Origin of the sequence: Jiangella muralis, from assembly GCF_001270745.1 — a bacterium.
In the GTDB taxonomy this organism is placed as follows: Bacteria; Actinomycetota; Actinomycetes; order Jiangellales; family Jiangellaceae; genus Jiangella; species Jiangella muralis.
Genome location: NZ_KQ434760.1, coordinates 71,365 through 88,333, shown reverse-complemented (window position 1 = coordinate 88,333; position 16,969 = coordinate 71,365). Strand labels below are relative to the sequence as shown.

At 73.3% G+C, this 16,969-nt stretch carries 18 protein-coding genes; 9 read left to right on the top strand and 9 right to left on the bottom strand.

Annotated elements, in window-relative coordinates; translation table 11 throughout:
* Complete coding sequence (locus ACW62_RS17765) at positions 1-1,956, bottom strand: glycoside hydrolase family 32 protein (protein ID WP_169792076.1); 1,956 nt, start codon at positions 1,954-1,956, stop codon at positions 1-3.
* 217 nt (positions 1,957-2,173) lie between these two features.
* Between ACW62_RS17765 and ACW62_RS17760 the strand changes: the two genes are divergently transcribed.
* Both ACW62_RS17760 and ACW62_RS17755 read left to right on the top strand, forming a co-directional pair.
* Positions 2,174-3,226, top strand: a complete 1,053-nt coding sequence (locus ACW62_RS17760) for a LacI family DNA-binding transcriptional regulator (protein ID WP_053205454.1) — start codon at positions 2,174-2,176, stop codon at positions 3,224-3,226.
* Positions 3,223-4,158 carry a carbohydrate kinase family protein gene (locus ACW62_RS17755; protein WP_053205453.1) on the top strand — a complete coding sequence of 312 codons (936 nt, stop codon included), beginning with the start codon at positions 3,223-3,225 and terminating at the stop codon, positions 4,156-4,158. The genes ACW62_RS17760 and ACW62_RS17755 overlap by 4 nt, the downstream gene beginning before the upstream one ends.
* A 16-nt stretch (positions 4,159-4,174) precedes the next feature.
* Here ACW62_RS17755 and ACW62_RS17750 read toward each other — a convergent pair whose 3' ends face one another.
* Positions 4,175-4,675 (bottom strand): carboxypeptidase-like regulatory domain-containing protein, encoded by a 501-nt coding sequence (locus ACW62_RS17750; RefSeq protein WP_053205452.1) that lies wholly within the window; start codon positions 4,673-4,675, stop codon positions 4,175-4,177.
* A 518-nt stretch (positions 4,676-5,193) separates the two neighbouring features.
* Here ACW62_RS17750 and ACW62_RS17745 point away from each other — a divergent pair.
* The 5 genes from ACW62_RS17745 to ACW62_RS17725 are packed head-to-tail and all read left to right on the top strand — an operon-like array spanning position 5,194 to position 10,463.
* Positions 5,194-6,549 (top strand): ABC transporter substrate-binding protein, encoded by a 1,356-nt coding sequence (locus tag ACW62_RS17745; RefSeq protein ID WP_053205451.1) that lies wholly within the window; start codon positions 5,194-5,196, stop codon positions 6,547-6,549.
* The gene (locus ACW62_RS17740) at positions 6,549-7,511 is read left to right on the top strand and encodes a carbohydrate ABC transporter permease (RefSeq protein WP_053205450.1); all 963 of its coding nucleotides are present in this window, start codon (positions 6,549-6,551) and stop codon (positions 7,509-7,511) included. Before ACW62_RS17745 ends, ACW62_RS17740 begins: the two co-directional genes overlap by 1 nt.
* On the top strand, positions 7,508-8,344 hold the full coding sequence (locus tag ACW62_RS17735; RefSeq protein WP_083459874.1) for a carbohydrate ABC transporter permease: 837 nt from the start codon (positions 7,508-7,510) through the stop codon (positions 8,342-8,344). The genes ACW62_RS17740 and ACW62_RS17735 overlap by 4 nt, the downstream gene beginning before the upstream one ends.
* Entirely contained in the window at positions 8,341-9,822 is a 1,482-nt protein-coding gene (locus ACW62_RS17730; RefSeq protein WP_053205448.1) for an FGGY-family carbohydrate kinase, read from the top strand. The genes ACW62_RS17735 and ACW62_RS17730 overlap by 4 nt, the downstream gene beginning before the upstream one ends.
* Positions 9,819-10,463, top strand: a complete 645-nt coding sequence (locus tag ACW62_RS17725; protein WP_053205447.1) for a class II aldolase/adducin family protein — start codon at positions 9,819-9,821, stop codon at positions 10,461-10,463. The genes ACW62_RS17730 and ACW62_RS17725 overlap by 4 nt, the downstream gene beginning before the upstream one ends.
* An 11-nt stretch (positions 10,464-10,474) precedes the next feature.
* On the opposite strand, the gene ACW62_RS17720 is transcribed toward ACW62_RS17725, so the two are convergent.
* Positions 10,475-11,512: a LacI family DNA-binding transcriptional regulator gene (locus ACW62_RS17720; RefSeq protein ID WP_169792075.1), complete on the bottom strand. Its 1,038-nt coding sequence runs from the start codon at positions 11,510-11,512 to the stop codon at positions 10,475-10,477.
* 59 nt (positions 11,513-11,571) lie between these two features.
* On the opposite strand from ACW62_RS17720, the gene ACW62_RS17715 reads away from it, so the two are divergent.
* The gene (locus tag ACW62_RS17715) at positions 11,572-12,534 is read left to right on the top strand and encodes a ketose-bisphosphate aldolase (RefSeq protein ID WP_053205445.1); all 963 of its coding nucleotides are present in this window, start codon (positions 11,572-11,574) and stop codon (positions 12,532-12,534) included.
* 36 nt (positions 12,535-12,570) lie between these two features.
* Here ACW62_RS17715 and ACW62_RS17710 read toward each other — a convergent pair whose 3' ends face one another.
* Positions 12,571-13,017: a methylglyoxal synthase gene (locus tag ACW62_RS17710; RefSeq protein ID WP_053205444.1), complete on the bottom strand. Its 447-nt coding sequence runs from the start codon at positions 13,015-13,017 to the stop codon at positions 12,571-12,573.
* Between the two features lie 45 nt (positions 13,018-13,062).
* Positions 13,063-13,623, bottom strand: a complete 561-nt coding sequence (locus tag ACW62_RS17705; protein ID WP_053205443.1) for a DUF937 domain-containing protein — start codon at positions 13,621-13,623, stop codon at positions 13,063-13,065.
* A 150-nt stretch (positions 13,624-13,773) separates the two neighbouring features.
* Between ACW62_RS17705 and ACW62_RS17700 the strand changes: the two genes are divergently transcribed.
* On the top strand, positions 13,774-13,977 hold the full coding sequence (locus tag ACW62_RS17700; RefSeq protein ID WP_053205442.1) for a hypothetical protein: 204 nt from the start codon (positions 13,774-13,776) through the stop codon (positions 13,975-13,977).
* Between the two features lie 10 nt (positions 13,978-13,987).
* On the opposite strand, the gene ACW62_RS17695 is transcribed toward ACW62_RS17700, so the two are convergent.
* The 4 genes from ACW62_RS17695 to ACW62_RS17680 all read right to left on the bottom strand — a co-directional run bounded on the left by ACW62_RS17695 (position 13,988) and on the right by ACW62_RS17680 (position 16,909).
* Positions 13,988-14,371, bottom strand: a complete 384-nt coding sequence (locus ACW62_RS17695; protein ID WP_083459873.1) for a DUF1761 family protein — start codon at positions 14,369-14,371, stop codon at positions 13,988-13,990.
* The gene (locus ACW62_RS17690; protein WP_205629433.1) at positions 14,364-15,041 is read right to left on the bottom strand and encodes a hypothetical protein; all 678 of its coding nucleotides are present in this window, start codon (positions 15,039-15,041) and stop codon (positions 14,364-14,366) included. Before ACW62_RS17690 ends, ACW62_RS17695 begins: the two co-directional genes overlap by 8 nt.
* 180 nt (positions 15,042-15,221) lie before the next feature.
* Positions 15,222-16,100, bottom strand: a complete 879-nt coding sequence (locus ACW62_RS17685) for a phosphotransferase (protein WP_205629432.1) — start codon at positions 16,098-16,100, stop codon at positions 15,222-15,224.
* On the bottom strand, positions 16,097-16,909 hold the full coding sequence (locus ACW62_RS17680) for an LLM class flavin-dependent oxidoreductase (RefSeq protein ID WP_053205439.1): 813 nt from the start codon (positions 16,907-16,909) through the stop codon (positions 16,097-16,099). Before ACW62_RS17680 ends, ACW62_RS17685 begins: the two co-directional genes overlap by 4 nt.
* Positions 16,910-16,969: the final 60 nt, after the last annotated feature.

Here is a 16,969-nt window from a genome sequence, read left to right as displayed (position 1 = left end):
TCACGGTTCGCTCACCTGCACGTCGTCGATCACGGCGGTGCCGTTGAACACGTTCAGGCCGAACTGGCCGCTGGGGATGGTGTCGTCGACGGCGTCGATGACGGGCTCCGCGGCGTCGTCGAGGTATACCCGGATGCGCGGGCCCACGGCCACCACTTTGAGGTGATACGTGCGCCCGAGCTCGACGGCGAGCGGGTAGGTGGCGATGTCGCGGCCGGGCCGCCACAGCTTGATCACGTTCGCCCGCGCGTCGACGTTGGCGGTGTAGTGCCGGCTGGCGTCGCGGTTGGAGCGGAACGTGAGGGCCGCCGCGGTGCCGGAGTTCAGCGTGACGTCGGCCTCGTAGGTGAAGTCGGTGCCGGTGGTGGTGTTGAGGTAGAACGCGTCGCCGCCGCTGGTGCCCTGCTTGCCGCCGGAAGTGTCGGACCAGACGCCGGAGTCGGTGTACCACTTGCCGCCGAGGTTCGAGTTCAGCGTCGACTCGCCGCCCCAGATCGAGCCGAGCTGGTGCACGGCGAGGTTCGTCAGCCGGACCCGGCCGTCGACGAACAGTTCCATGGCGTCGTCGCCGGGCATGCTGTCGAGGTTGACGTTGAGGCTGCGGTAGAGCCGCCCGTCGTTGCCGTAGATCTCCAGCTGGCCGCGGTCGACCAGCAGCCGCAGTTTCACCTTGCCGTCCTCCAGTGGCAGCGGCACGCCGTCCAGCGTCTGCGTCGCGGCGTCGTAGACCACCTCGTGGTCGAACCAGCCGTCGTCGCCGGTGCCGAGGCGGAACCCGAACCGCGACTCCGTCCGGCCGATGACCTCGAACTCGGCCTCGATCTCGGTGGTGTCCAGCTCGACCCCGGCCAGCAGCTCGCGGGCCCGGTCGGCGTCGAGCATGCGCGCCTTCCACGTCTGGGTGCCGGTGCGCAGGCCCTCGACCTCGTCCACCGGCGTGCTGAGCACCGTGGGCGCGCCGTCCACCGTCTCCAGGCGCATCTCCACCGGGAACGTCATGTTGCCGGTCCAGATCGTGCCGGCGTTGCCGGGCTGCCAGGCCATCGACACCACCCGGTCGTCGGGCAGGTTCATGAACGTCAGCCCGGCGTAGTACGAGCCGCCGAACTGGCTGGTGCCCTGGTTGAACCGCTGCGGCGTGGTCTGCTCGGTGCTGAACGTCGTGCCGTCCCAGGCGCCGGTGACGTACTCGCCACTGGCGTCGCTGAGCACCCACTGGACGTTCTCCGGGTCGCCGTCGAGCGGCATCGCGACGAAGTCGGGGCACTCGAACAGCCAGCCGGCCTGGTAGCGCGAGGCGAACGTCCAGGTCAGCAGGTCGTCGGAGGTGTAGAAGTTCACGCCGTTGCCGCCCTCGTCGGACCAGACGACCATGCCCCAGGTGCCGGTCGCCTCGTCCCGGAAGACCTTCGGGTCGCGGCTGGTGCCCGCGGGCTTCGCGACCGGCGTGCCGCCGTCGTAGGTCTGGAACGTGTCACCGCCGTCGGTGGAGTAGAAGACCGTGACGCCGTCGGTGCCGGAGTAGACGACGATCGGGTCGTCCTCGCCGTCCTTCAGTCCGCTGACGTTCCCGGTGTCGACCACGCCGCCGCCGGAGAACAGGTTGCCGGGGTGGACGCCCGGCTCCAGCGCGATCGGCTGCTGCTTCCAGTGCACGAGGTCGGTGCTGGTCGCGTGGCCCCAGTGCATGGTGTCCCACTGCAGGCCGTGCGGGTTGTGCTGGTAGTAGAGGTGGTACTCGCCGTCGTAGTAGAGCGGCGCGTTGACGTCGTTGATCCAGCCGCCGCGCGAGCTGAAGTGGAACTGGCCGCGGTTGTCCTCCTGGTAGTTCGTGACGGGGTAGGGGAACTCCGGGTAGTCCTGCACCGTCCCGGCCGAACCGGACTGCACCATCACACCCGCGATGCCGGCGGCCGCGGCGAGCGTCGCCACGGCGGTCCGCACTCTCCTGCGCATACGTCCCAGCTCCCTTGCCAGTGATCGTCCTTGGATGCGCTCTGACAACCTTGTCAGGGGAGTCTGGGGGTTCGTGCCGGGCGTGTCAATACTTGCTTTCTGCGGTGTTACGGGGTGATGATGCGGCCCGGTGGATCGGTCTGACAATGTTGTCAAGGAGGGTTGTGGTGCGGGTTCCGTCGGGGCCGGGCGGTACTGTTCTCGATCGGAGGGGTCCATGACCGAACACGCCGATCCGGCGATCACGCCGTACCGGCCGCGGGCGACGCTGCGCGAGGTCGCCGCCATGGCCGGCGTCAGCATGAAGACGGTGTCGCGGGTGGTCAACGGCGAGGCCGGGGTCACACCGCAGAAGGTCGACGCCGTGCGGGTGGCGATCAGCCGGCTGGACTACCGGCCGAACGTGTCGGCCAGCGCGCTGCGCCGGTCCAGCGGGCGCACCGCCGCCATCGGCACCGTGCTCGAGGACCTCGCGAACCCGTTCTCCAGCGTGCTGCTGCGCGCCGTCGAGGACGTCGCCAACGAGCGGCGGGTGCTCATCCTCACCGGCAGCGTCGACGAGGACCAGCAGCGCGAGCGCACCCTCGTCCGCGCGTTCACCGAGCGCCGCGTCGACGGCCTGATCATCGCGCCGGTCGGCGAGGACCAGGGCTACCTGCGGGCGGAGATGGAGGCCGGCACGCCGCTGGTGTTCGTCGACCGCCAGCCGCAGGGCCTGCTCGCCGACTGCGTCCTCTCCGACAACGAGGCCGGCGCCCGCGACGCCGTGCACCACCTGGCCGACGCCGGTCACCGCCGCATCGCCTACCTCGGCGACCTCGCCCTCATCCCGACCGCCCAGCAGCGCTTCGCCGGCTACCAGCGGGCGCTGCTCGAACGCGGGCTGGCGCCGGACCCCGCGCACGTCGTCCACGACCTCCACACCGTCGACGACGCCGCCCGCGCCACCGCCGCCCTGCTGGGCGCCGCCGACGCGCCGACCGCGCTGTTCGCCAGCCAGAACCTCGTCACCATCGGCGCCATCACCGCGCTGCAGGAGCTCGGGCTGGAACACCGCGTCGCCCTGATCGGGTTCGACGACTTCCCGCTGGCCGATCTCCTCCAGCCGCGGGTCAGCGTCATCGCGCAGGACCCCGCCGCCATGGGTCGGGCCGCCGCCGAACTGCTGTTCCAGCGGCTCGACGGCGACCGCGGCCGGTCGCGGCGGCTGCTGCTGCCGACCACGACGGTGCCGCGCGGCTCGGGCGAGATCGCGCCGGAGGCCCGGTGACGGCGGGCCTGGCGGTCGTCGTCGGCGAGGCGCTGACCGACGTCATCGTCGAGCGCGACGGCGCCGAGGCCCGGCACCCGGGCGGCAGCCCGGCGAACGTGGCGTACGGGCTCGGGCGGCTGGGCCGGCGGACGGCGCTGGTCACGGAGCTGGGCGACGACGCCGACGGCGCGGCGATCCGGGCGCACCTCGCCTCGGCCGGCGTCGAGGTCCGCACCCAGGGCGCCGCCGCGCGGACGTCGTCGGCCATCGCCCGCCTTGGCGCCGACGGATCGGCGGACTATCGGTTCGAGCTGACCTGGGAACTGGGGCCGGTCGCCGTGGCGGAGCCGCCGCTGGTGCTGCACACCGGCTCGCTGGCGACGACGGTCGAGCCCGGCGCGGCCGCGGTCGAGCGGCTGGCCCGCGACGTACGCGGTGGGAGCACGGTCAGCTACGACCCGAACATCCGGCCGGACCTCATGGGCGGTGCGGACGGCCTGCGCGGCCGGGTCGAGCGGCTGGTGGCCGGCAGCGACGTCGTGAAGGCCAGCGACCAGGACACCGCGTTCCTCGCGCCCGGCCGCGCCGCCGTCGAGGTCGCCCGCGACTGGCTGCGGCTCGGCCCGGCGCTCGTCGTCGTCACGCTGGGCGGCGACGGCGCGGTCGCCGTCACGGCCGGGGGAGAGGTGCACGTGCCGGCCGCCCCGGTCGCCGTCGCGGACACCGTCGGCGCCGGCGACTCGTTCACCGCCGGCCTGCTCGACGGTCTCTGGGACGAGGGTCTGCTCGGCGGCCCCGCCCGGCCGTTGCTGCGCGCCGTACCCACGGGCGTCGTCGAACGGGTGGTGCGCCGGGCCACCCAGGCCGCCGCCGTCACCGTCTCGCGGGCCGGCGCCAACCCGCCCACCCGCGCCGAACTGGACGCCGTCACCGGGTCCGTCGGCTCCTGACCCGCGACGTCCCGGCTCAGCCGTCCGGGACCACCTCGAGGTCGGCGCTGTGCGGATGGGTCAGTTCGGCCGGCCCGGTCCAGGACGTCCGAGCGGCACCGTCCGGCGAGTCGACGACGACCGCGAACCCGACCAGCCCGGCGTCGTCCGCCGGCAGCGCAGCCCGCAGTTCGGCCGCGATGCGCAACTCGTACGCCCCGTCCGCGCCGGTCCGGGCCGTGGCGACCGCACCGCCGGTGGCCGGCTGCTCGTCCGCCGGCTCGGTGACCAGCTGGACGAGCGCGTCCACGACCGGGGCGCCGCCGGGGCGGGTGATCACGCCGCGGACGGCGACCGGCTCGGACAGCTGGGCGGAGTCGGTGATGCCGGGCGGCACCGTGGCGGCGGGCGCCGGGGAGGACGTCGTGGCGGATGCCGCGGCGGACGGCGCCGGGTCGTCCGCCCCGTACTCCGGGTCGGAGCAGGCGGCGAGGACCAGTACGGCCGCGACGACGGCGGCGGGCGTCCGGTGCGCCATACCCGTCAGCGTAGTGCGACCCGCGCGCCGCGGGCCTCCGAGGTTCACCCGGCTGGTGCCCAGCAACGTGCAGGCCCACGGATCAGGTCGACGAGCCCCAATTCCGGTGCGAACGTCTCGCATGGTGAGAACCGGCTCACGTTAACGAAATCGTAACCGGGCTGACCCGCGGCGGTCGCCGGTGCGACCGTGGACGGGGGCCGGTCCTGGACAGCGGCGGCCGTCCACGGTGTCAGCGGCTCGCCGTCACACCCGCGACCGGCGCCCGCGCAGCGTGACGGCCCGGGTGTGTCAGACACGGACCGGCGGGTTGTCAGCGACCGGACAACGACCGCCGCGACAGCGGACAACACCTGTCCGCCCGGGCCGCGGGCATATCGGCCGACACTGCTCCGCACGTCGCGCCGGGCGGCGGGTGACGGCGTTGACACTGGTCAGCGGCCCGTCCTCTACTGGCGGCCAGCCCCGGTCCGCCCGCAGGCCCCAGCAGCAGCCGATCCACTGAGAGGACGGAAGCAATGACGCTCCCACCCACGGCACGCCGCCTCGCGGCCCGCCGCGGCATCCAGGCCGGCCTGGCGCTCTGCCTGGGCGCCACCCTGGCGGCCTGCGCCGGCAGCGCCGACCCCGAGGAGTCCGCCGATGGCGGCGGGGACGCGCAGACCGTCTCGTTCCGCTCCTGGAGCCCGATCGAGCAGACCACCCGGCAGATGATCGACTCGTTCACCGAGTCGAACCCGGACGTCTCGATCGACGCGACGATCTTCAACTATCCGGAGTACGTGGTCGACCTGCAGACGCGGGCGTCGTCGGGGACGATGCCGGACATCGTCGGGCTGCAGCCGGGCGCGCTGACCCAGCAGTACCGCGAGAAGCTGATGCCGCTGGAGCAGTGCGCGGCCGACACCTGGGGCGACGACTGGGAGAGCAAGTTCCACCCGGTCGGCCTCGAGCAGGCCCGCATGGGCAACCCCGACGGCGACGAGCACTACTACGCGCTGCCGCTGCTGGTGCAGACGGTGAACCTGTGGGCGAACTCGGAGCTGCTCGACGCGGCCGGGGTCGAGCCGCCGGCGACGTGGGACGACCTGACGGCGGCCGTCGCCACGCTCGGCGACGCCGGTGACGCGGCGCCGTTCCTGCTGCCGGCGAAGGACGCCTGGCTGCGCAACGTCGTGTTCCTGCAGATCGCCAACAACCTCGAGCCGGGCCGCGTCTACCAGGCCGAGGACGGCGAGGTCCCGTGGACGGACGCGCGCATCGTCGAGGCGTTCGACTACTGGAGCCGGCTGTTCACCGAGGGCATCGCCCAGGACGGCGCGCTCGCGCTCGACTCGTACCCCAACGGCGTCAACCAGTTCGAGGCCGGCAACGCGGCGATGATCCCGCTCGGCGCCTGGTGGATCCAGCAGTCCGACCCGTCGAAGACGGAGATCGCGCCGCTGTCCGAGGGCATGTCCGGCTACGAGCCGTTCCTGTTCCCGACGCTGCCCGGCGGCGCGGCCGAGCCGCAGCTGGTCGGCGGCATCGACGTCGCGCTGGGCATCTCCGCCGACGCGGCCAACCCGGACCTCGCCTGTGAGGTGCTCACCGACTGGATCGCCGGCGACGGCGGCCAGGTGCTGATCAACACGTTCAACGACCTGCCCGCGGTGACCGGCCTGGACCCGGAGGAGTTCACCAGCGACAAGCAGGAGCAGATCTGGAACCAGCTCACCCAGGACTGGATGCCGAACGTGCAGTGGTCGCGCTACTTCGAGAGCCCGGAGATCGACACCGCCGTCGCCGACGCGCTCGCCGGCGTCGCCGCCGGTCAGCTCACCCCGCAGCAGGCCGCCGAGTCGGTCCAGGCCGTGCAGGACCAGCAGGGCTGATGACGGCCTACCCCCCGCCCGCCCCGGCGACCCGGAACACCCGGGTCGCCGGGACCGGCCGGCGCGGCCCGGCCCGCCGGCTCACCCGCGAACGCCTGGTGGCGCTGGGCTTCATCGCGCCGGCGGTCGTGCTGTTCGCCGTCTTCGTGGTCTACCCGATCGTCTTCAACGTCCAGTCCAGCCTGCTCGACTGGGACGGCGTCAGCGCAGGCACCCCGGTGGGCCTGGACAACTACCGCGACCTGTTCTCCGACCCGACCTTCCACACGACGCTGCGGAACTCGGCGTTCTGGATCGTGCTGACGATCGTCCCGCAGGCCGCGCTCGGCTTCGCGCTGGCGTGGCTGCTGAACACCCGGCTGCGCGGCCGGACGGTGTACCGGACGCTGTTCTTCCTGCCGGCGGTGCTGTCACCGGTGGTCGTCGGCATCGTGTGGCAGCGGCTGCTGGACCCGTTCAACGGCGTGCTCGCCCAGCTCGGCCGGGCCACCGGGATCGACCTGCTGACGCGGTCGTACCTGTCCGACCCGTCGACGGCGATCTTCGCGGTGATCGTGGTGAACGTCTGGATGTGGACGGGGTTCTCGATGCTCTTCTACCTCGCCGGGCTGCAGCTGGTCGACCACAGCGTCGTCGAAGCGGCCCGCATCGACGGCGCGACCGGCTGGCAGCTGCTCCGCCGCATCGTGCTGCCGCTGCTCAAGCCGACCCACCTGGCGCTGCTGCTGCTCGGCATCATCGGCTCGCTGAAGACCTTCGAGCTGGTGTGGGTGCTCACCGAGGGCGGCCCCAACCACGCGTCCGAGCTGATGCCGACGTACCTGTTCAAGCAGGCGTTCCAGCTGCAGTCGTTCGGCTACGGCGCCACCATCGCGGTCGTCCTGCTGGTCGTCGCGGTCGGCTCGTCGCTGGCGATGCTGCGCACGTTCGGCTCCGGATTCATCACGGGAGACCGGTCATGAGGCGCCGCATACGGGACGTGGACGCGCCGCCGCGGTGGGCGCACTGGGTGCTCGGCCCGCTCGCGGTGCTGTGGATGATCCCGGTGGTCATGGTCATCGGCATCTCACTGCTGCCGACGTCGAACCCGTCGACGACCGGGCTCGGGCTGGTGCCCGAGGAGCCGACGCTGCGCAACTACGTGACGATCTTCGAGACGAACCCGATCGCCCGGCACCTGGTGAACAGCCTGCTGGTGTCGGTGCCGTCGATCGTGCTGGTGCTGCTGCTCGGCTCGATGACGGCGTTCGCGCTGGCCCGGCTGCGGGTGCCTTTCAAGGGCGTGGTGTTCGTCGGGCTGATCCTGGCGCTGGTGCTGCCGATGGCGGGCGTCGTGACGGCGATGTTCAAGATCCTGCAGCGGCTCGGCCTGTACGACAACCTGTTCGGCCTCGTCCTCGCCTACACCGCGCTGGGGCTGCCGTTCGCCGTCATCATGATCCGCACCACCTATCTCGCCATCCCGGACGAGACGTACGAAGCGGCGCTGGTGGACGGCTCGTCGACGTGGACGATCTTCTGGCGCATCTACTTCCCGCTCGGCAAGGCGGCCGCCGCCGTCGTCGTGGTGTGGCAGCTGATGATGAGCTGGAACGACTTCCTGCTGCCGCTGGTCGCGATCGGCGACAACGACCTCAAGCCGCTCACGCTGGTGCCGCTGGCCTACCGCGGCATCTACCTGAGCCAGCCGGGCGCGCTGTTCGCCGTGCTGGTGCTGATCTCCGTGCCCATCGTGGTGGTGTACCTGTCGGTGCAGCGCTACCTGGTCAACGGGCTGGCGGGGTCGGTCAAGTGAGCTTCCTGGGCATCGATCTCGGCACGACGGGCTCGCGGGTCGCGGCGTACGACGCGGACGGCCACGAGCTGGCGGCGCGTTCGCACCGCACGGCCGTCGTGCGCCCAGCGCCGGGGCGCGCGGAGATCGACGCCGACGCCGTCCGGGCCGCCGTGGTCCGGCTGGTCGGCGAGGTCGTCGCGGACCCGGCCGTCGCCGCCGCCGACCCGGTCGAGGCGCTGTCGTTCGCGACGCTCGGCGAGGCGATCGTGCCGGTCGGGCCGGACGGCGCGGCGCTCGGGCCGGCGCCGCTGAGCATGGACCAGCGTGGCTCGGCGTCGGCGGAGAAGCTGGCGGCGGCGCTCGGCGACGAGCACGTGCAGCGGCTCACCGGCCAGCCGCTGCACCCGATGTTCTCGGTGCACAAGATCCGCGAGCTGCTGCCCGGCGGCGCGCTGCCGGCGGCCGTGCGGACGGTCGACGACCACGTGGCCGGCTGGTTCGGCGCGGCCCCGGCGATCGACCTGACGATGGCCGCGCGGACCGGGGCGTACGACGTCGGCGCCGGGCGCTGGTCGGACGAGATCCTCGGCGCGCTGGACGTCCCGGCGGCGCTGCTGTCCGAGCCGGTCCCGGCCGGGACGGTGATCGGCGCGGTGACGGCGGACGCGGCCGCGGCGACCGGGCTGCGTCGCGGCGTGCCGGTCGTCGCCGGGGCGCACGACCAGGCCGCCGCGTTCCTCGGTGGCGGTGGGCGGGCGGGGGAGCGCTCGGTGTTCTCCTTCGGCTCCAGCGACTGCCTCACCGTCGGCACCGTCGCGCGGCCGGACACGCTGCTGGGCACCGGCCTGGCGACGTACCCCGTCGGGCCCGGGCTATGGGTGACGCTGGCCGGGACCGCGGCGGGCGGGTGGGCGCTGGACTGGTTCGCCTCGCTGGTGCACCACGACCGCATCGACCCGTGGGCGTCGCTGTTCGACCTGACGGCGACCCCGCCGCCCGCGCTGCTGGTGCTGCCGTACCTCGCCGGGTCCGGCACGCTGGACAACGACCCCAAGGCCCGCGGCGCGCTGCTCGGGCTCACGCTGGAGACGACGACGGCGCAGGTCGCGCGGGCGTTCGTGGAGGCGTCCGGGTACGAGCTGGCGAAGATCCGGGCCGCGCTGGCCGAGCGCGGCATCGCCGGCACCGACGTCTACGCCGTCGGCGGCGGGTCGGCCAACCCCAGCGCGCTGCAGGCCCGAGCCGACGCCGCCGGGCTGCGGCTGCGCGCCGTCACGAAGGAGGCGTCGACCCGCGGGGCCGCGCTGCTGGCCGCTGTCGGGGTCGGGGTGCACGACGGCGTCGGCGCGCTGCCCGCGCCCCCCGTCCTGCACGACGCCCAGCCCGAACCCGAGCACACCGCCTGGTACACCCGCCAGCGCGAGACCTTCGGCAGCCTCTACCCGCTGCTGCGGACCGTCAACGATTCGTTCACCGCACTCGAGGAGACCGCATGACCACGCTCGACACCTTCGACCTGCAGGCCGCCCGGGAGAGCGTGCTCGCCTACTGCCTGGAGTCGGTCGAACTCGGCCTGAACTTCAACACGCAGGGCAACATCAGCATCCGCATCCCCGGAACGTCGATGTTCCTCATCACCCCGACCGACCTCGAGTACGACCGGATGAGCCCAGACGACCTCGTGGTCGTCGACGCCGACGCCAACGTCGTCGACGGGCGCCTGCAGCCGTCGTCGGAGGTGACGGTGCACCTGGCGGTGTACGCGGCGCGGCCGGACGTGCAGGCGATCGTGCACACCGAGCCGACCTTCGCCAACGTGTTCGGCGTGCTCGGCGAGCCGATCCGCGGCGCGCTGGTCAACATGGTCATCTACACCAAGGGTGACGTGCCGATCATGCCGTTCGCACTGAGCAACTCCACCGAGTTCGGCGACGAGATGGCCCGCTACCTGCGGGACCGCAACGCCGTCGTGTGGGCCAACCACGGGCTGCTCACCGTCGGGCCGAGCCTGCGCGACGCGTTCAAGACGACGGTCGCGGTGGAGAGCGCGGCGAAGGTGCTCACGCACGCCCGCGCGATCACGTCCGACCCGATCGTCCTCGACTACGCCTCGCTCGGCATCACGCACACGCTGTGACGGCGGCGCGCTCAGCCGAGCACGTTGCGGGCGGCGTCGAGCGGGATGCAGCCGCAGGTGGTGCCATAGGCGATGTCGTAGTCGATCTCCAGCAGCCGCGGCGGCAGGCCGGGGTTGTTGATGCGCTCGGTGAGCAGCTGCACCACCCGCGCCGCCAGCGTCGTCGCCGGCGCCACCGCGTTGGTCGGGACGATGCCGGTCGTGCCGACGCCGGGGATCTGGTCGAACGTCGTCAGCACGAGGTCGGACGGGATCTTCAGCCCGAGCCGGACCGCCGCCGACAGCACGCCCCAGAACATCAGGCTGTTCGTCGACAGCACCCCGAACGGCGGCTCCAACGTCCGGAACAGCGCGTACGCGGCGGTCTCGGCCTCCTCGGCGGTGGTCAAGCCGGCCAGCACGTGGTTCTCCGTCCCCGTCCGGCCGACCACGCGGTGGAACGCGGTGTGCCGGTTGCGCAGCGTCGACACCCCGAGGTTGCCGGCCACCAGGCAGACCCGCTGCACGTGGTGCTGCTCGATCATGTGCAGCGTCAGCGACTCCGCCGCCCGGCGGCTGTCAGGCAGCACGTGGTCGACCAGCCCGCGCACCGACGGCACCGTCCGGTCGACCACCACCGTCGGGATCTGCTGGGCGAAGTCCGGCAGTCCCGGCGCGCCGGTCGGGAAGATCACCAGGCCGTCGACCTCGAGCCGGCGGTACGCCTGCAGGATCTCCTCCTCGATGTGCAGGTCGTCGTCGGAGTCGCTGGACACCAGCGTGGGGCTGACGGTGGCCAACCGCTCCTGCAGCGCCCGGCTGACCGCCGCGAAGTAGTCGTTGCGCACGTCCGGGAAGATCAGCCCGACGACGCCCGTGCGCCGTTTGCGTCCGCGCGGACGGCCCTCGCCGCCGGCTCCGAGCTCCTCGATGGCCGCCTCGACCGCCTGCCGGGTGGCCGCGGCGACGTGCGGCTCGGCGTTGATGACCCGCGACACCGTCTTGACGGACACGCCGGCGCGGGTCGCGATGTCGGCCAGGCGCAGGGTGCGCTCGCCGGCCCCTGTCACGTGCGGACCGTCCACTGCACCGCCCCCGTCTTCTCCCGATCCTTGTCCCCGGAGCTGCCATGACGCTCGTCACGAACCGTACCCTGCTCGACGTCGCCGCCGGTGCCGGATTCGGCGTGGGCGCCTTCAACGTCGCCGACCTGACCATGGCGCAGGCCGTGCTGGACGCCGCCCGCGCGACCGAGTCGCCGGTGATCGTCGAGACGCTGGCCGGCTCGCATCCGCATGGGTCCGATCCGGTGTTCTGGGCTGCGCTGCTGCGGCTGATCGAGGGGTACCCGGAGGTGCCGGTCGCGCTGCACCTCGACCACGGGCCGACGTTCGAGACCTGCGTGCGGGCGATCGAGGCCGGCTTCACGAGCGTGATGATCGACGGGTCGCTGGATTCGTCCGGTCACCCGGCATCCTTCGCGGACAACGTCGCCGTCACGCGCAGGGTGGTGTCGTACGCACACGAGCGGGGTGTCTCGGTCGAGGGTGAGCTGGGCACGATCGGCGGGTCGAAGGACGGGACGGCGCGGGCCGAGATCGTGCTGGCCGATCCGGACGAGGCGTTGGCGTTCGTGGCCGCGACGGGCGTGGACGCGCTCGCCGTCGCCGTCGGCACGTCGCACGGCGCGTACAAGTTCTCCGCCCCGCCGGACGGGCCGATGCTGCGGCTCGACCTCGTCGCGTCGATCGCCGCGTTGGTGCCGGACACCCACCTCGTCCTGCACGGGTCGTCGTCGCTGCCGGCCGGTCTGCGGTCCCGGGTGAACGGGAGCGGGGGCGCCGTGCCGTCGTCGTGGGGCGTGGCGGACGAGGAGAAGGTGCGGGCGATCGAGCTGGGCGTCCGCAAGATCAACCAGGGGATGGACCACTACCTCGCCTACACCGCCGGCGTCCGCGAGGCTCTCGCCGCCGACCCCGCCTCCGTCGACCCGGCCGGCTACCTGGCCGCGGGCCGCGAGTCGGCGCAGCGGCTGCTGGAGGAGCGGATGGTGCTGTTCGGCCAGGCCGGCCGGGCGCTGCTCTACCGCTGAGGTCCGTCCATCAGCGCGGCGCGGCGCGGCCGGCCGTCAGCCGGCCTTCGCCGCCTGCCACTCGCGGTCGCCGAAGTCGGGCCGCATCCGCTGGTAGAACCCCGACAGCAGCGGCGAGGAGATCATCAGGTCGGCGCTCATCACGTTGCACGCGACGCCGATGTTCCAGACCGCCGCCAGCCGCAGCAGCGCCCGCACGTCCGGGTCGTGCGGCTGCGGCTCCAGCGGGTCCCAGAAGAAGATCAGCAGGTCGATGACGCCCTCGGCGATCTTCGCGCCGATCTGCTGGTCGCCGCCGACCGGTCCGGACAGGAACCGCGTCACCGGCAGGCCGAGCTCGTACTCGAGCATGGTGCCGGTGGTGCCGGTCGCGTACAGCTGATGCCGGGCCAGCGTGTCGCGGTTGAACGCGGCCCAGCTCAGCAGCTCGACCTTCTTGTTGTCGTGCGCCACGAGGGCGATGTCTCTTCGTGCTCCACTCACCCAGCCAGTCTCGGCCGGCCCGGTGACGTCGTCGTTACGACGGTGTCAGCGTTTGCCGCCGCCCAGCAGGCCGCCGAGGGAGCCGAGGAGGTCGCCGAGGCCGCCGCCGGAGCCGGAGCCGCTGCCACCGCCGCCGAGCAGGCCGCCGAGGATGTCGGCCAGCCCGCCGCCGGACTGCGCCTGCTGCGACGGGGCCGCACCGCCGCCGCCCTTGACCTGGCCGGCGAGGTAGGACAGCACGATCGGGGCGAGCATCGGCAGCAGCTTGCCGATGAGGTCGGAGCCGCCGCCCTTGCTGTTGAACCCGGCCAGCTGGTTGACGACCTGGTCGCGGTTGCCGCCGAAGACGTTGCTGACGATCTTCTCGCCGTCGTCGGTGTCGACGTCGTCGAGGTTCACGCCGCCCTTGACGAGTTCCTCGTCGTGGTTGTCGATGGCGCCGGCCAGCGACGCGGCGCCGTCGGCGTCCTGCGCGTTGGCCTGCATGCCGCCGATCAGCGCTGGCAGCGCCTGCCGGGTGGCCTGCTCGGCGGTGTCCTCGTCGACGCCGAGAGAAGCCGCGATCTGGTCGATCGGGAGCCGGGCCAGCAGGTCGTCGATGTCCATGGTGTGCCTCTCGGTCGGGCGCGGCGAGAACGTCGCGGATCTGCGATGAGTATGCCGCCGGTCGGGCCCCGCGGCGACCGGTTCCGCCGGGCAGGTCACCGGGGGAGGCGCGCGCGTATCGTCGGTGTCCGCCGAGCTCCTGGAGGAACCGTGATCATCGTCGCCGGTCACCTGCGCGTCGACGCCGCCGGCCGCGAGGCATACCTCGCCACCTGCGTCGCCGTCGGCGAGCGCTGGGCGTCGCGCGAGGCGCTGGACGCGTTCCGCGGCGACGGCGCCGGCGACGAGCAGGGCGCGCTCCTCACCGGCGCCGACGTCCGCGAGTTCACCGCCGGCGACGAGACCCGCCTCTAGCCCCCCGAGGCTAGGCGAGCACCCCGGCCAGCAGCCCGATCGCCAGCAGCTTCAGCAGCCAGTCGCCGGCGTGGACGGCGGCGGTGCGCCACGGCACGCCCTCGTGGAACCTGGCGCCGGTCCACAGCACCAGCGGGAACCCGATCCACAGCACCAGGCCGAGCAGCAGCCCGCCGCCCGCCGAGGTGACGTCCGCGGCGGCCGCCACGCCGACGACGACGGCGGCCAAGACGAGGGAACGGGCCAGCTCGACGACCGGCAGCTGCCAGGCCGCCCGCCGCGGCGGGGGACCGCCGGCGGCGACCGGCGCGCCCACCACGCCGTAGTAGACGAACCCCAGGAGGAACGCCGCGACGGCACCGAGCGCGACGGCGGCGAGCGACACGTCAGGCATCGGAACCACCCTCCAGCCGGGCCTTCAGAGCGTCGAGCCGCTCGCGCCAGAACGCCTTCATCGCGGTCGCCGCGTCGGCGTCGGCCAGCCGGACGTGCGAGACGGTGACCCGCGTGCGCCCCGCGTCGCGGACGTCGAACACGACCTGCACGCGCGACGGGCCGCCGTCCCAGTCGAACCGGGCCGACGCCGGGCGGGTCGCCGTGCGCTCGGTCAGTTTGCCCTCCGGCAGCCACTCGGCCCGCCGCGGCTCGTCGACGACGGCGTCGTAGAGGCGCTCGGCCCCCACGGCGACGGTCCGCGAGACGCTGACGGTGAAGCCGTCGTCCTTCTGGCCGACGGCGCGGCCGAGCCGGGCCCGCTCGTAGCTGCCGACGACGGCCTGCGCGTTCCACGCCAGCGGCACGACACCGAGCTGGCCGGCGACCCAGCGGGCGATCTCACGGTGCGACTTCTCTGCCGCGCCCCACTCGTCGAGCAGGTCGAACCACTCTTCCCAGCCGCGGCCGGTGCGCTCGCGGATGGTCTCGTCGGACGTGGCGAGGACGGGTTTCTCGGCGGGTGCGGCGGCGGCGCCGGCGAGCAGGACGGCCCGCGCGGCGGTGTAGCTCTCGCCGGTCTTGGCCATGCGCGAGCGGACGAGGTGCTTGAAGGATCGTTGCCTGGTCATCGGTGTTCCTCTCGTCGGCGGCGCGACGCGACTCACGCTCGCGACGTCCACCGGAAAGGACACACCGAACCGGCATCCCGAGGACTCGAGCCCCCTTTGCCCCCGCTATCGCCGGTGGCGTGAGCACCGGAACCGAGGGTTGGGCGCGGGACGGCGCCACGACACAATCTACCCCCGCCCCTACTCCCACGCGAGCGAGGCGTCGATGAGCCGGTGGGCGAGCGCGGCGAACGCCGGGTTGGTCTCGCGGTAGTACGGCGCCGCCATCAGCCCCTTGACCAGCGCGTAGCCGCGGGCCCGCGCCCACGCGTCGTCGTCGGCGGCGAGCTCGGCGCGGAACACGTCGCGGGCGGCGCCGGTGAAGACGCACCACGCGGGCAGCAGGTCGTACGCGCCGTCGCCGGCCCCGGCGGCGCCGAAGTCCAGCACCGCCGCCAGCCCGCCGCCGGACGCCAGCAGGTTCACCGGCAGCAGGTCGCCGTGCACCCAGACCCGCTCGCCGTCCCACGTCTCGGCGGCCAGCGCGGCGTCCCAGACGGCGGTCGCGGCGGCGGGGTCGGGCAGTGTCGCGACGGCGGTCCGCACGGTGTCGTCGTCATCGGCGAGCGGCCGGACGCCCCGCCCGTCCGGCACGCCGCCGGCCGGCACCGACCGCAGCGCGCGGACGAACCCGGCCAGCCGGGCCGCCGCGGCGACGTCGTCCACCGGTCCGCCGGGCGCCACCGGCACGCCGTCCAGCCACCGGTACACCGCCCAGAGCAGCGGGTACTCCTCGACCGGTGCGCCGGTCGCGACCGGCTCCGGTATCGCCAGCGGCAGCCCGGCGGCGGCCAGCCGCGGCAGCCACTCCAGCTCTGCCTCGAGGTCCCCGTCCCACGACGGCACCAGCGGCAGCCGCACCGCGAGCTCGTCACCGAGCCGGTAGATCGCGTTCACCGTTCCCGCCGACCGGACGGGGCGCAGCGCCAGCCCGGCCCACCGCGGAAACTGCGTGTCGACCAGGCGGCGCACCAGCGCGTCGTCGATCGCGACCTGGCCGGCGTGCATGCGCGGCGTCACGGCGCGACCGGCCCGGCGCGGAGCACCCCGCGGACCTCGTCGACGGTGATGGCGTGCGGGTCGAAGTCGGTCAGCCACCACGTCGCGCCGGCCGCGGCGTAGGCGCCGAGGTCGGCGTCGGCGGGCAGCCCGACGGCGACGTCGTACGGCCCGTCCGCACCGGCCTCGGCACGCAGCCGCTGGACCGTCTCGACGGCCTCCGCGAGCTGGTCGGGGTGGTCGAGGTGCACCGGGAAGAACCCGTCGTGGCGGGCGGCCCGGCGCAACGGCGCGGTGTTGCCGGGGAATCCCGCGATCCACACCGGGACGTCGCCGGGCGCCGGCTCGAACGTGATGTCGTCGACGACGTAGTGCTCGCCGCGGTGCCGGACGGGCGCGCCGGTCCAGGCGGCGCGCAGCACGGCCAGCGACTCGTCCAGCATCGCGGCCCGGACGCGGTCGTCGAGTTCCTCGCCGGTGCGGGAGAACTCCTCGCCGAACCGGTCGCTACCCAGGCCGGCGCCGAGGATCAGCCGGCCGCCGGAGAGCCGGTCCAGCGACGCGGTCTCGCGGGCCAGCTTCGTCGGGCGGCGGCGGGCCAGCGGCGTCACCATCGGCCCGAGCCGCAGCCGCTCGGTCACCGCGGCCGCGGCGGCGAGCGTGATCCACGGGTCGGCCGCCGCGCGCACCGGCGCCCGCCAGCGCAGATGGTCCCAGACGAACAGGCCGTCCCAGCCGGACTCCTCGGCCTCGGCCGCCAGCCGCACCACGACGGCGGGGTCGGCGAGCTCATCGAACAGCGGCAGCCACAGCCCGGAACGCAGCGTCATCGGGACACCGTAACGCCGGTTCCAAGCGTCGGCGCCACCCTGTCGCGCGCCTGCCGTTGC